Genomic DNA, 13,771 nt, shown 5'->3' on the forward strand with positions numbered 1-13,771 from the left:
GGCTTGTTGGCCACTTCAGTTATTTAGTTAAGAGAGCCTTATGTCAGCCCCAGAGTCAAACCAAGTTGCCACCTTTATTAATGAGTGTCAGGCTGTCATTGACCAGCCCCAGTTTCAACGTTTAGTGTTATCTAAGTACCAAGGTAATGAAGCAGATCTTAATCGCATTACCTTGCGTCCTGTGACCCTTAAAGGGCAGGCTTTAATTTCCTGTTTGTATCAATACCAAACCAATCACATCACCAAAAACCTGCCCGCCAAGGAAGCGCTTGCATTGTGCCAGCAAGGCTTAGGCCATGATTTTCAAAGTGCACATTTGGTAAGCGACGAGTGGGAAATTCAACTTAGCACGAGCAAAAAAGGCAAGGTGCTACTGAATAAATATCGCAATAAAAATGCCGCTAAAGGTCAAGCAAAGTCTTGGCAAGCTGAGCCTACTAGCCATAACCGCGCCAAGAAGCGCTTTGTTGAGCAAACTCGGCCTTATTTGCATGAATTAGGGATCACCGATGCCAAGGGTGACATTATTCCGGCGATGTCACGCAAATGGAAACAAATTAATAAGTTTATTGAGGTATTGTCAAAGGCGATCGATAACACTGGGCTTGCCAAACGCAGCGAAGTCCACATTGCCGATTTTGGCTCGGGCAAGGCGTATTTAACCTTCGCCGTGCATGATTACTTTATGGATAAACTGCAAGTGCCGACGCAAGTGACTGGGGTTGAACTGCGCCAAGGGCTGGTGGATTTATGTAATCAAACGGCGCAAAAGCTTGAGTTAAGTGGCATTAAGTTTGAACAAGGCGATGTGCAGCATTTTAAGGCGCAGGGCATCAATATTATGATAGCGCTGCATGCCTGTGACATCGCTACCGATTATGCGTTGCACATGGGTATTCGCACCGGCGCTGAAATCATCATGTGCTCACCGTGTTGCCATAAGCAAATTCGTCCACAAATGAAGAGCCCGCAAACTCTAGCGCCATTATTACAGCACGGTATTCATATGGGCCAAGAAGCGGAAATGGTCACCGATGGCCTGCGTGCGTTATTACTTGAAGCCCATGGTTACGACACGCAAGTATTTGAATTTATCTCTCTTGAGCACACCAGTAAAAACAAAATGATCTTAGCGCAAAAGCGCAAACAGCCGCGTGATAACACCGCCATATTGCAGCAAATTGCGGATATCAAAGCCTTCTATGGCATTAAGGAGCAATGTCTAGAAACCTTGCTTGCTCAATAAGTTAGGCTCGCTAAGAGCCAGTGATGGCGCGATAGTCGTATGAAAATCGCCCCATCACTGGGGCGACTACCTGCTTAACGCTTATTACTCCACCAACAAACACGCTACTTGATGGCTGTCATTGCCAGTTAGTTTAGGCTTAGTTTTACTGCACTGAGGCTGCGCCTGAGGACAGCGAGTACGAAACACACAGCCCGATGGCGGATTGATGGGAGAGGGTAAATCCCCCGGCAACAAGGCGATGGTTTTACCACGCTCCTTGTCGGGATCCGGTAGTGGCACCGCTGACATCAAGGCGTGGGTGTAAGGATGTTTCGGGTTATTAAACAATTCATCCGAGGTAGCAAGCTCGACTTCATTACCCAAATACATCACCAGTACGCGATCGGAAATATGCTTCACCACGGATAAGTCATGGGCAATAAACACCAAAGATAGCCCCATTTCTTGTTGCAGGGATTTAAGTAAATTCACCACTTGAGCCTGAATCGACACATCTAACGCCGATACCGGCTCATCACATATCACCAGTTTTGGCTCTAAGATCAGCGCCCTTGCTATGCCAATGCGTTGGCATTGACCGCCAGAAAACTCATGGGGATAGCGGTTGATAACATTAGGCAACAAACCCACCTTATCCATCATGGCTTTTACTTTTGCTTTTACTTCCTGCTTAGTTAACTTGGGGTAAAAGGTTTGCAACGGCTCGGCGATGATATCCCCCACCGTCATTCTCGGGTTAAGCGAAGCCAGTGGATCTTGAAAGATCATTTGGATGTCTTGGCGAACTTCACGAAGCTCCTGCTCATTGAAGGTGGTGAGATCTTGTCCCATCCACACTATGCTGCCGCCACAAGAGGGCGCTAAGCCAATAATGGCGCGAGCAAAGGTTGATTTACCACAGCCTGATTCGCCCACCACGCCCAAGGTTTCGCCCTCGTAAAGCTTGATGGAAACGCCGTCTACCGCTTTAAGTTGTACCGGAGGTGTCCACGGCCAGCCGCCTTTTTGCTTGATCGCAAACTGAACTTTTAAATCTTGAATTTCAAGAATAGGTTTAGATGTTGGCTGTGTCATGAGTCGCTCCCAGCATTAGCATTGACAGAGGGATGAAAACAAGCACGCAAACGACCAGGGGCAAACTCAGTTAAGTCTGGTGCAGTTTGCTGACATTGCGCATCGACAAATTCGCAGCGCTCTTGAAACGGACAACCCGGTGGTAATCGTAATAAATTAGGTGGATTACCTGCGATGGTTGGCAAGGTTGCATCTTGGCTATCCAGACGTGGTATGGCTTTGAGTAGACCTTGGGTATAGGGATGGGTTGGCTGATAAAAAATATCACGCACTTGACCGTATTCCATGGTGCGCCCGGCGTACATCACTAATACCGAATCACAAATACCAGCAACCACGCCTAAATCGTGGGTGATCATAATAATCGAGGTACCAAAGTCAGCCTTAAGTTCATTGAGTAGCGCCATGATTTGCGCCTGCACCGTCACGTCTAATGCGGTGGTTGGCTCATCGGCAATCAATAGTTTGGGCTGGCATAATAGTGCCATGGCTATCATCACGCGCTGGCGCATACCACCAGAAAACTCATGAGGATACATGCTCATACGCTTATGTGCTTCGGGCATTTTAACCGCATCTAACATGCGTACGCTGTGGTTAAACGCCTCTTGTTTGCTCATGCCTTTATGCTTGATCAGCACCTCCATTAACTGTGCCCCCACTTTCATGTAAGGGTTCAGGGAGGTCATGGGATCTTGAAAGATCATGGCAATTTGTTCGGCGCGAATGTGATTGAGCTGCTGTTCCGGTAAGTTGAGTATTTCTTGCCCTTCAAATTTGGCGCTACCTGTAATTTGGCCATTTTTAGCCAGCAGGCCCATTAGGGCAAAGGCGGTTTGGCTTTTACCTGAGCCTGACTCACCTACTATGCCTAAGGTTTGGCCTTTATCTAGGCTGAAATTGAGCTTGTTAACCGCCACAACATGGCCTTCAGGTGTGGCAAATTTAACTTCTAAATCGTTGACTTCGAGTAATTTCATGCTGACTCCTTAGCGGTCTTTCGGGTCTAAGGCGTCACGCAAACCGTCGCCAATAAAATTAAAGCAGAATAAGGTGGTCACCATAAATCCAGCGGGGAAGAGTAGCTGCCAAAGGGCAATTTCCATTGATTGAGAGCCTTCATTAAGTAGGGCTCCCCAGCTGGTCATTGGCTCTTGTACGCCTAAGCCTAAGAAGCTTAAAAAGGATTCAAACAAGATCATACTAGGTACCAAAAGCGTGGCGTAAACCACGACGATGCCCAGTACGTTTGGCACGATATGGCGGGTGATGATTTTCCACTTGCTGACGCCACAAACATGAGCCGCTTCAATAAACTCTTTGCGCTTAAGGCTTAAGGTTTGACCGCGCACAATACGCGCCATATCCAGCCAAGACACCGCGCCGATGGCTAAAAATATCAGCAAGATATTACGGCCAAAGAAGGTCACCAATAAAATCACAAAAAACATAAAGGGGAAGGAATACAAAATTTCCAACACGCGCATCATTACTTGATCCACGCGCCCGCCAATAAAACCAGATGTTGCACCATAAAGGGTGCCAATCAACATCGCCACAATGGCGCCAAGTAAGCCAACCATCAAGGAAATTTGGCCACCCATTAGGGTGCGAACAAACAAGTCGCGGCCTAAACTATCGGTGCCAAAGTAATGGCCACTTTCGATGCTTGGCCCCACATGCATGGCCGACCAATCGGTATCATCAAAGGCATATTCACTTAGATGTGGGCCTATGATCACCAATAAACTAATCAGCGTCAGAATGATTAAGCTTACTACCGCAGCCTTGTTACGAAAGAAACGGCGACGGGCATCTTGCCACAGGCTGCGCCCTTCGATTTCCAAATTCTCTGCTGCATTTGCTATTGCCTGACTTTTTTCTTTTGAAACAAACATACTCACTCCAGACTAATAGCGAATTTTCGGGTCGATCACCGCGTAAAGGATGTCGACAATGGCATTAAAGGTAATGGTGAGCGCGCCCACTAAAATAGTGAGGCCGAGCACCATAGAATAATCACGGTTAAGTGCGCCATTAACAAATAACTGGCCGATGCCGGGTAAGCCAAAGATGGTTTCTATCACCACAGAGCCGGTAATAATACCGACAAAAGCTGGCCCCAGATAAGACACCACAGGTAAGATCGCGGGACGCAGCGCATGGCGCGATACGATATAAGCCGTTGATAAGCCTTTAGCGCGAGCGGTGCGGATAAAGTTAGAGCTCATCACTTCTATCATGCTGCCGCGCATAATACGGGCGATAGAGGAAATATAATGCATCATCATACCGATCACCGGCAGCACCATAAACTGTACTGCACCGCCGTTCCAACCACCCGCGGGCAGCCATTTTAAGCCAATAGCAAAAATCAGCACTAATACCGGAGCGAGCACAAACGAGGGGATAACCACCCCCACCATGGCGCCAGACATGACGAGGTAATCAACCCAAGAGTTTTGCTTGAGGGCGGCGAGGGTGCCTAAACTCACGCCTATGATCACAGCTAAGATAAAGGCCGCTGCGCCAATTTTTGCTGATACTGGCAGTGCTTGGGCAACGAGTTCATTAACACTGTAATCCTTATACTTAAACGAAGGCCCTAGATCGCCTTGGACTAAGTTTTTTAGGTAGTTGAAGTATTGTTCAACGACTGGTTTATCAAAGCCGTATTTGGCTTCGATATTGGCTTTAACTTGAGGGGGAAGTGAACGCTCACTTGAAAAGGGGTTTCCCGGGGCAAAGCGCATCAAGAAAAAGGAAACGGTGATCAGTACCAACAAGGTAGGGATCGCTTCCAGCAAACGTTTAAGAATAAATTTGGTCATACATGAGCTTCCAATGCTTACGCCAAAAAACCACTGCAGCTAGGCAGCAGTGGTTTTATGTCACGTACAGATTTACTTATTATTGTTTAATAAGGTACATATCTTTGGTGTAAAGATTATCAAGGGGGTTATTTGGGTAACCGCCAAGATAGGGCTTCACTAAGCGAGCTGATACGTATTGGTAGATAGGTGCCACGGGCATGTCTTGGCTTAAGATGGCTTCGGCTTGTTGGTAATAATTGGCGCGCTCGTTGGCGTCAGTGGTTTTACGGCTCTTGGCCATCAGCTCATCATAAGCTGGGCTATTGTATTTACCGTCGTTATTACCGTTGTCACTTTCGAGTAAGCTCAACATGGAGGAAGCTTCATTGTAGTCGGCAATCCAACCGGCACGCGCTACGCTAAAATTACCTTGTTTTCTGGTATCTAGATAAGTTTTCCACTCTTGGTTTTCTAGCTTAACTTCAACGCCTAGGCCTTTTTTCCACATAGAAGCCACGGCTATCGCGACTTTTTTATGGTTTTCACTGGTATTGTAAAGCAAATCAAAGGTCAGAGGGTTGTCTTTATTAAAGCCCGCTTCAGCTAGCAGCGCCTTTGCTTTTGCATCGCGCTCTTTTTGACTTAATGCGGCCCATTCCTGTGGTGCAGGCTTAAAACCATCCACGATTTCAGGCGTAAACGAATAAGCAGGCGTTTGGCCTTGGCCTAAAATAAAGTTAGCGATGGCTTCACGGTTGATGGTGTAAGACAACGCGGTACGCACGCGCACATCATCAAATGGCTTTTGCTTGGTGTTGAACTGGTAGTAATAGGTACCGACGTAACCGGTGACCTTGATTGACTCAGGGTGCTCTTTTTGTAGGCGCTTGAAGTGCTCAATGGGCATTTCATAAGTCATGTGAATTTCATCGGCTAAGAAGCGATTCATCTCGGCATTTTGTGATTGTAGCGGTAAGTAGCTTACCTTGTTAATCACTGTGCTGGCGTTATCCCAATATTGTGGGTTGCGCTTTAGCACGATGCGCTCGTTCACAGTCCATGTGTCTAATTGGTATGCACCGTTGCTTACCATATTACCCGGACGCGTCCATTTATCACCTTGGGTTTCTACTGTGGCTTTGTGCACAGGCAAGGTAGAGGTGTGATAGAGCATGGAAACAAAGTAGGGCAGTGGCTTTTCTAGCTCAACAACTAAGGTGTGATCATCTTGTGCTTTTACGCCTAGCTCCGCGGCAGGAGTAGTGCCTGCAATAATCGCTTTGGCATTTTTGATGGTGGCTTTTTCAAAATACCAAGAGTATGGCGATGCCGTGGCGGGATCGACGCCGCGTTTAAACGAGAATTCAAAATCGTGTGCGGTCACAGGATCACCATTTGACCATTTGGCATCTTTGCGAAGGTGAAAGGTGTAAACCTTGTTATCTGTTGTTTCCCAGTGAGAGGCCACTCCTGGTAAGGTTTCACCGTTAGGCCCAGATGTTACTAGCCCTTCAAATAAGTCACGTAATACGTTTGCCTCGGGTACCCCTTCCGTTTTATGGGGATCTAAGGTGGCCACCTCGGCACCATTGCCTTTAACTAGCTCTTGAACGGCTGCAAGCTCGACTCCCGCAGGGACATTGGCGGCAAATGCTTGAGCACTGATTGAACCCGCGGCGAGGACGGCTAATGCAATTAAAGATGGTTTCCGTATCATGATGCTCTCCATGTGTTATATCACTTTCTAGCTTTTTATTAATGGTTTTGAAAATACCGTAAGTACGCAGTAAAAGTGAATAAATATCTAGTTGTGTTTGTTTTTAAAGGGTGATTGTTTGGTTTGTTCATTCCCTAGCAGGTCAATTTACAAAATTGCGGGGGCAAATTACAAATCTTATTCCATCAACTCTAAGGTTAGATGATCGTGATCAAAGCTGCTTGGTTACTCAATCGGGTGGGGTATTGGATGCTGGCTGTGTTGATTGAAATGAATCTAAAGAGCTGATGTTAATGCTATTCTTTCTTTGATTCTGAGGGTTGTGAAATTGGCTGGGACTTGGTTGGCAAAGATTTAATAGTGGGTCTTTTAAGTGAGTCTTGGTGCGATTTTTTTCTGTTTAGTGTGATCTAGGTTGACAGATAACAGCACAAACGGAAGGGTTACTAGGTGGTTAGCGAGCGGGAAGGCGATCAGATAGAGCTTAGCTTGTTGGCTTATCCTATGCAGCGCTATTCGCATAAATAGAAAATGTATTCATTTTGCGTTGCTGGTTTTCATCGGTTTTATACTAAGCCCCCGTTTAACGTGTACCGTGCAAATAAGCGAGTCTAAGCTCGGGTTCAAATTTTTCTATCGCGTACCTTAGCATGGTACGGGGCATATCGGGGTAATGTTGGTCGAGAAATTCGAGTTCGACTTGTCGATCGCGTTTACCGATTTCTCGCAGCATCCAGCCTATGGCTTTATGGATCAAGTCATGCGGGTGTTGTAATAAGTGTTTGGCTAAATCTAGCGTAAGTTGAAAGTGACCTTGTTGAATAAACGCAAAGCTCGCCATAATAGCAACGCGCTGCGACCACAGCTTGTTGCTATTAGCCAGTTGCCACAGCACATCGGTGTTTTTATCAAGCAGCCAATTGCCGAGTAAGTAATGCGCCGAGCTGTCCACCAGATCCCAGTTATTGACTTGGTCTAGGTGTTGTAAATAGAAATTGATAATCTCTTGGCGCTTTGGCAAATCGGCTTTTTCAAATTGTAATCGTAAGATAAATAAGGCAAGCAGGCGATGCTCATGGATAACGGAGGTGAGCAGCGTTTGGATATCGGCCATCGCTAACATGCGATATTTTTTGGCTAACTGGCGCACTGGAGGCACGCGGATCCCCCAAAATTGGTCACCTTCGCCATAGCCGCCAGCAAAAGCCTGAAAAAACTGGGGGAAAAACGCCGCTTTTTCTGGCTCTATATGCTGCTTTAACTCGCTTAAAAGGGCATCAAGGCTTAACTCAGGTTGCTTGCTCATCTCGCGTTTCTGGTGTTATTGGTTGGAAAACGTGGCCAGCTCTTCCATTACTCGGCGTTTAATTTCTAATTGCTGCTCGGGATCTAAGCCATAACGTGTCGCCAATTGTTGGTAATCCTCAGGGCTCAGCGACACGGTTAAACGCGGGCGTTTTGGTTTGCGAGTGACCGGTAGTTCCAGAATAAGACGGATCTGATCTGAAGGGCTAATACCCTCATCTAAGGCTTTTTTGCGGATGCTGTACTGGACTTTTTCATCCATATCAAAAGCCACTTGCACCGCCTTGGCGGCCTTAGCGGATTTTGCCCATTTTTCGGGGAGTTTTCTGTCTGTTGTCATAGTATTAGTCTTTCGGCCAAAGCTCGGAAATATCGCTAATCGGTTTTTCTATTGAAAGATATATGTCTGTGTCGCCATTTTCAAATACATAAATCTCAATCCAGCGCTGTTCTTGTTCGCCGAACAGCGAAAAATACTCAAATTGCCTGCCGTGTTGCTGATCGGTATAGGCGGGGGGCTGAGTGCCGCGGTAGTCCTGATGATGCAAATATCCCACAGTGGCATAGTCTTGCTGCAGATAATTATTCGCCAGTAATGGCTGCCATTTTGTGGTTTGGTTAATCGGGATGAGCTTGGCTTTGCCCGGCGCTTCAAATATTTCAGCAAAAGCATCCATATCGAACAAGCTCTCCACATCGGCTCGGCGCAGTAACACACTGAGTTTGATTTTTTGCTTGTTGCGCTCATCGAGCAAAATATACACAGGTTCGCGCTGAGAGCCTTGGCACACTAATTGGGTTTGCTGACGATATTGAAATTCTTGGGTGTGAATATCCACGACTTCTAATTGCTGATTACGAAATGACTCGGCTAAGCCAAAACTATCGCTCATTTTAAGTAAGTCGCCTTGCTGAAGCTGGTAAGGCTGGCTTAATTCACGGCCAATTTTGTCGGCGGGTTTGGCAAACAGTTGTTTTAAAAAGCGCATAGGAATCCCAAAAGTTTACAAGTGATGAAAAACAAAAGCAGGCGACATAAGCCGCCTGATTGTGTTTGGGTAACAGCAGGGTTAGTTTACGATTTATTTTTTAGTCGCTCTAACACAGCGCTCGCGCTGTTTTGCTGCTGACCGATTCCAGCTTGCTTAAGCTTGTCTTTTAGTGACTGGTCACCTGACTCGGCTTGTAGCTGCTCAGCTGCGGTAAGCTTGTCATCAAACATAGCTTGCTTTTGCTTAATCCGCTCAAGTGACTCTTTGGCACTCAGTAAGCTTGAGTTACTCGAGGTAAAGCTGTCTGTGATCGCCGCTGTTGCTTTTTGTACGCTGTCAGTGGTTTTCACCATGCTTAATTGACGCTGATAATCGGCCAATTGACGCTCACTTTTCTTGATTAAATCTTTCAAGCGAGATGCTGCTTTCTCAAAGGTTGCGTGAGACGTCGTTTGCTCTTGCAACTCAACTTCAAGTTGGGCAATTTTTTCTGCTACTTCAAGCGCCAGTGGCTCGTTGTTTTGCGCTAATGCTTGCGTCACATAACCTTCATGCTCGGTGATTTCCGCTTTAACGCGCTCGAGTTCACGTCCGGCTTGCATTTGTTTCGCCATCACTTCGGTCAAATCGCGCTTGGCTTTGGTTAAGTGGTTTTCAGCATCGCGAATTTCTTGCTCAAAGATACGAGTCGAGTTTGCATCAACGATACCTTCACCCACCTCACGTGCACCACCACGAACAGCAGTAATAATTTTCTTTAAAATACTCATAGGTCACTCCTTAAAGTGTTTATTTGAGGTAGTCAGCCATTTCCGCAATGACTTCTAAACTGTTATCACTTAGTACACTTACCTCGTGCTCGATATCAGCAAGGGTTGAATGCTCAGAAAGTGCGCCAAAGATAACGTATTTTTGTTCAATACGTGCAAATGAGGAGAGCGGCATTGGAATATTCATTTCAAGCATAGCTTCCATCATTTCGGCTTTTTTGCCTTCGATGACCTCGTCTTCGCCCCATAAGTAGGAAATACAAAGAATTTGGTCGCCTGTTACCGACACGAACACCGGAATTTCTTCACGGCCTTGAATGTCGATTCGTAACACATCAACTTCACCCGCAATCGGCACGCAGTCAAAAATTAACCCTGTATCCGATTGATCTGTTAATCCATTTAAATAGGTGGCTATTTTGTGAATATTCATACGTCTCCCTTGTGACATAATATGTCTAACGAAACTAACTTTAGAGTGCCAGACATAATATGTCAAGCCTCGCGGTGATATTTTATTCAAATCAATTAATCATCATTTGTGGTGTCAAGCTAAGATATCTAATGCGCTGTGTCAATTTTATTGATTTTGTTGCAAATTAGTGAGCAATATTGAACACATTCCACTGGTGATATGGCCGTAACTTGGTACAGTTATACCCAAGTTACTTCAAGATGTTTGTTCAGCGAGAATTTGTAGGCTGTTAGGCGCGACGCTGATTTGAGACATAGTCATTCTACGTTGAAAATCAGCAACAAAGCATAACAGCCTACAAAACTCGCCCTTTGGGAGCCGCTCATTATGTCCATTTTGTCGTTAAAAAGCCTCGAAAGGGAATGCCATTCCTTCGTCTTTTGGCCTCAAACTGAACAGAATGAGCGACTCTGAATCCTGCATCTTGAAGTGTCTTGGGTATATAACCCAGTAAACAACCGCAATTAGAGAACAAATCTATGGATCATTTAACCGCCGCAGCCGACCATCATTTAACCCGCTTAGCTGAGCTTATTGAGTTAGACTCCCTGAGCTTGGAGCAACAAAGTGATTTAAGGCGTGCTTTTGGATTAAGTGATTTTATTGCCAACAGCTTGTATAAGCAGCCGGAGTTGGTGAATATTTGCTTCGAACAAGGCTTGTTTGAGCAACCCAGTCGCTGCGAACAGATTAAAGCTGAGCTAAGCGACTGCTTGGCCGAATGTCATGATGAAACCAAGTTACAAAAGCTGTTGCGCCAATTTCGCCGCAAACACATGCTGATTATTGCGTGGCGTGAATTATTGGGTAAGGCCGATCTGAGTGAAAGTTTAGCCCATACCTCTTGTCTTGCCGATGAACTGATTAGTCAAAGCAGCCAGTGGTTATATGCCAAACAATGCCAAGAGTTAGGTGAGCCGCGCAGCGAAGAGGGCGTTGCCCAGCCTTTTTATATCTTGGCGATGGGCAAACTGGGTGGTAAGGAGCTGAATTTCTCATCTGACATCGACCTTATTTTTACCTTTCCTGAAAACGGTGAAACCCATGGCGGTCGCAGAGAATTATCTAACCAGCAATTTTTTATTCGACTTGGACAGCGGGTGATTGCCGCGTTAAATCAACCGACGGTTGATGGATTTGTGTTTCGTGTTGATATGCGGCTACGTCCGTTTGGCGAGTCTGGTCCGTTGGTGATGAGCTTTGCTGCGTTTGAAGATTATTATCAAACCCAAGGTCGTGATTGGGAGCGCTATGCCATGGTCAAGGCCCGTGTACTTGGGCCGACTAGTCCTTATAAAGACGAGCTAGAAACCATGCTACGCCCGTTTGTATTTCGCCGCTATATCGACTTTAGTGCGATCCAGTCTTTACGCCAGATGAAAGCCATGATCAGCGCCGAGGTGCGCCGTAAAGGCTTAAAAGACAATATCAAATTGGGAGCTGGCGGGATCCGTGAAATTGAGTTTGTCGCCCAAGCCTTTCAGCTGATCCGAGGTGGCCGCGAGCCTTTGTTGCAACAAAAAGGCTTACGTCAAACCTTACAGGCGCTGATTGAACTGGATGTGATGCCTGAGGATAGAGTCAATACCTTGCTCGATAGCTATCATTTTTTGCGTCGCACCGAAAACGTGTTGCAGCAAATCGATGACAAACAAACCCAAACCTTGCCCGACAATGAACTTGATAAACAGCGTCTTATATCGGCATTAGGTTTTGCTGATTGGGACAGTTTTTATCACCAGCTTAATGATGTGATGGCGCAAGTTAATCAAGAGTTTGATTGGGTTGTAGGCGAAAGTGAACAGCAAGACGATGATCTAGACAGTGATATCACCGAGCTTTGGCTACATGATTTAGAGCAAGATGAAGCCCTAGCTGTGTTAGCTAAATTTGAACTCGCCGAAGAGGAAGCCGTTAAGTTTTATCGCATCGTGGTGGACTTTAAAAAAGAAACACAGCGCCGTGCGGTGGGGCCGAGGGGGCGAGAAAATCTGAAAAAGTTAATGCCACTGCTGACCTGTAAAGCGCTGTCTAAAGACTCACCAGTCACCTTGATTGAGCGCTTGGTGGAACTATTAACGAGGATCATGACTCGCACCGCTTATCTTGAGCTACTCAATGAAAACCACGGAGCCTTAAAACAGCTGGTACGTTTGTGTGACGCCAGTGCCCGGATTGCCGCGCAGTTAGCGCGTCACCCTATCTTGCTGGATGAGCTACTCGATCCACAACATCTTTACAATCCAACGCCATTTGAGCAATACAAGAGCGATTTACGCCAATACATGCTGCGCATTCCCGAAGAAGACATGGAGCAGCAAATGGAGGGCTTGCGTCAATATAAGCAGATCCAACGTTTACGTATTTCAGCGGCCGACATTGCTGGCGCCTTGCCCTTGATGAAGGTGAGTGATCATCTCACTTATCTGGCCGAGGCGATTATGGAATACGTGGTGAATATTGCATGGCAGCAAATGATTGAAAAATATGGTGAGCCTTCCAATATTCAAGGCGCTGATCGACGCGGCTTCGCGGTCATCGGTTATGGCAAGCTAGGTGGTATTGAGCTTGGCTATGGCTCAGATCTGGATGTGGTGTTCTTACACGACACCGAGGTGTCTGGTTATACCAGTGGCCCTAAAGAAATTGATAATAAACAGTTTTATCTACGTCTCGGGCAACGCATTTTGCATTTGTTTAGCACTCGAACCTCATCGGGCATCTTGTATGAAGTGGACATGCGCCTGCGTCCGCAAGGGGATTCGGGTTTACTGGTTAGCTCAATGGCGGCGTATCAGCAATATTTAGAGCAAGAGGCTTGGACGTGGGAGCATCAATCTTTGGTGCGAGCTCGCTGCGTTTACGGTGATGAAGCCATCGTTGCCGCATTCACTCAAACTCGCTTAGGGATTTTAGCGAAACAACGTGACATCAATACCTTGGCGAAAGAAGTAGTCGATATGCGGCATAAAATGCGCGCTCACTTATTGCGTGCTGACGAGAGCCAGTTTGACCTGAAACAGTCGCCTGGTGGTATGGTCGACATCGAGTTTATGGCGCAGTTTTTGGTGTTAGCTAATACCCATGCGATGCCAGCTATGGCGCGTTGGTCGGATAATATCCGCATATTTGAAACCTGTGTTGAACAAGGCTTGTTGACCCCAGAGCAAGGTCAGCTGTTATCAGAAAGCTATTGCCATATTCGTGATGCGGCGCATCGGTTAACCCTGAATCAACAAACGCGCGTAGTGTCGGCCGATAATTACGCCGAAGACAGAGCTAAAGTGATTGAGCTATGGCAGAATTTAGTGGCGTGCCATTATCCCGCTAGCGCAGAGTAAACTAACCTGAGCTTTGGATAAGCTATGTGGTATAA

At 46.4% G+C, this 13,771-nt stretch carries 12 protein-coding genes; 2 read left to right on the forward strand and 10 right to left on the reverse strand.

Annotated features, from left to right (window positions below):
* Positions 1–40 precede the first annotated feature (40 nt).
* Positions 41–1,246, forward strand: coding sequence for a class I SAM-dependent methyltransferase (locus ACK8OT_RS13075; protein WP_410196963.1), 1,206 nt, complete (start codon positions 41–43; stop codon positions 1,244–1,246).
* 84 nt (positions 1,247–1,330) lie between these two features.
* Here the strand turns inward: ACK8OT_RS13075 and oppF are convergent, their stop codons facing one another.
* The 10 genes from oppF to ACK8OT_RS13125 form a co-directional block, all read right to left on the reverse strand.
* Positions 1,331–2,323 carry a murein tripeptide/oligopeptide ABC transporter ATP binding protein OppF gene (oppF, locus tag ACK8OT_RS13080; RefSeq protein WP_410196964.1) on the reverse strand — a complete coding sequence of 331 codons (993 nt, stop codon included), beginning with the start codon at positions 2,321–2,323 and terminating at the stop codon, positions 1,331–1,333.
* Positions 2,320–3,303 carry an oligopeptide ABC transporter ATP-binding protein OppD gene (gene oppD / locus ACK8OT_RS13085; RefSeq protein WP_410196965.1) on the reverse strand — a complete coding sequence of 328 codons (984 nt, stop codon included), beginning with the start codon at positions 3,301–3,303 and terminating at the stop codon, positions 2,320–2,322. The genes oppF and oppD overlap by 4 nt, the downstream gene beginning before the upstream one ends.
* 9 nt (positions 3,304–3,312) lie before the next feature.
* Complete coding sequence (oppC, locus tag ACK8OT_RS13090) at positions 3,313–4,221, reverse strand: oligopeptide ABC transporter permease OppC (protein WP_410196966.1); 909 nt, start codon at positions 4,219–4,221, stop codon at positions 3,313–3,315.
* A gap of 12 nt (positions 4,222–4,233) precedes the next feature.
* Complete coding sequence (gene oppB, locus ACK8OT_RS13095; protein ID WP_410196967.1) at positions 4,234–5,154, reverse strand: oligopeptide ABC transporter permease OppB; 921 nt, start codon at positions 5,152–5,154, stop codon at positions 4,234–4,236.
* Positions 5,155–5,233: 79 nt separating this feature from the next.
* Positions 5,234–6,853, reverse strand: coding sequence for an ABC transporter substrate-binding protein (locus ACK8OT_RS13100; protein ID WP_410196968.1), 1,620 nt, complete (start codon positions 6,851–6,853; stop codon positions 5,234–5,236).
* 583 nt (positions 6,854–7,436) lie between these two features.
* Positions 7,437–8,159 carry a DNA alkylation repair protein gene (locus ACK8OT_RS13105; protein WP_410196969.1) on the reverse strand — a complete coding sequence of 241 codons (723 nt, stop codon included), beginning with the start codon at positions 8,157–8,159 and terminating at the stop codon, positions 7,437–7,439.
* A 15-nt stretch (positions 8,160–8,174) separates the two neighbouring features.
* Entirely contained in the window at positions 8,175–8,498 is a 324-nt protein-coding gene (locus ACK8OT_RS13110) for a hypothetical protein (RefSeq protein WP_410196970.1), read from the reverse strand.
* 4 nt (positions 8,499–8,502) lie between these two features.
* The gene (locus ACK8OT_RS13115) at positions 8,503–9,147 is read right to left on the reverse strand and encodes a hypothetical protein (protein ID WP_410196971.1); all 645 of its coding nucleotides are present in this window, start codon (positions 9,145–9,147) and stop codon (positions 8,503–8,505) included.
* An 86-nt stretch (positions 9,148–9,233) separates the two neighbouring features.
* Positions 9,234–9,920, reverse strand: coding sequence for a PspA/IM30 family protein (locus ACK8OT_RS13120; RefSeq protein ID WP_410196972.1), 687 nt, complete (start codon positions 9,918–9,920; stop codon positions 9,234–9,236).
* Positions 9,921–9,939: 19 nt separating this feature from the next.
* Positions 9,940–10,353: a YjfI family protein gene (locus ACK8OT_RS13125; protein WP_410196973.1), complete on the reverse strand. Its 414-nt coding sequence runs from the start codon at positions 10,351–10,353 to the stop codon at positions 9,940–9,942.
* A 521-nt stretch (positions 10,354–10,874) separates the two neighbouring features.
* Between ACK8OT_RS13125 and glnE the strand changes: the two genes are divergently transcribed.
* On the forward strand, positions 10,875–13,736 hold the full coding sequence (glnE, locus tag ACK8OT_RS13130) for a bifunctional [glutamate--ammonia ligase]-adenylyl-L-tyrosine phosphorylase/[glutamate--ammonia-ligase] adenylyltransferase (RefSeq protein WP_410196974.1): 2,862 nt from the start codon (positions 10,875–10,877) through the stop codon (positions 13,734–13,736).
* Positions 13,737–13,771: the final 35 nt, after the last annotated feature.

It is taken from the genome of Motilimonas thetidivivens, assembly GCF_046452435.1.
Lineage (GTDB): Bacteria > Pseudomonadota > Gammaproteobacteria > Enterobacterales > CBDFNC01 > Motilimonas.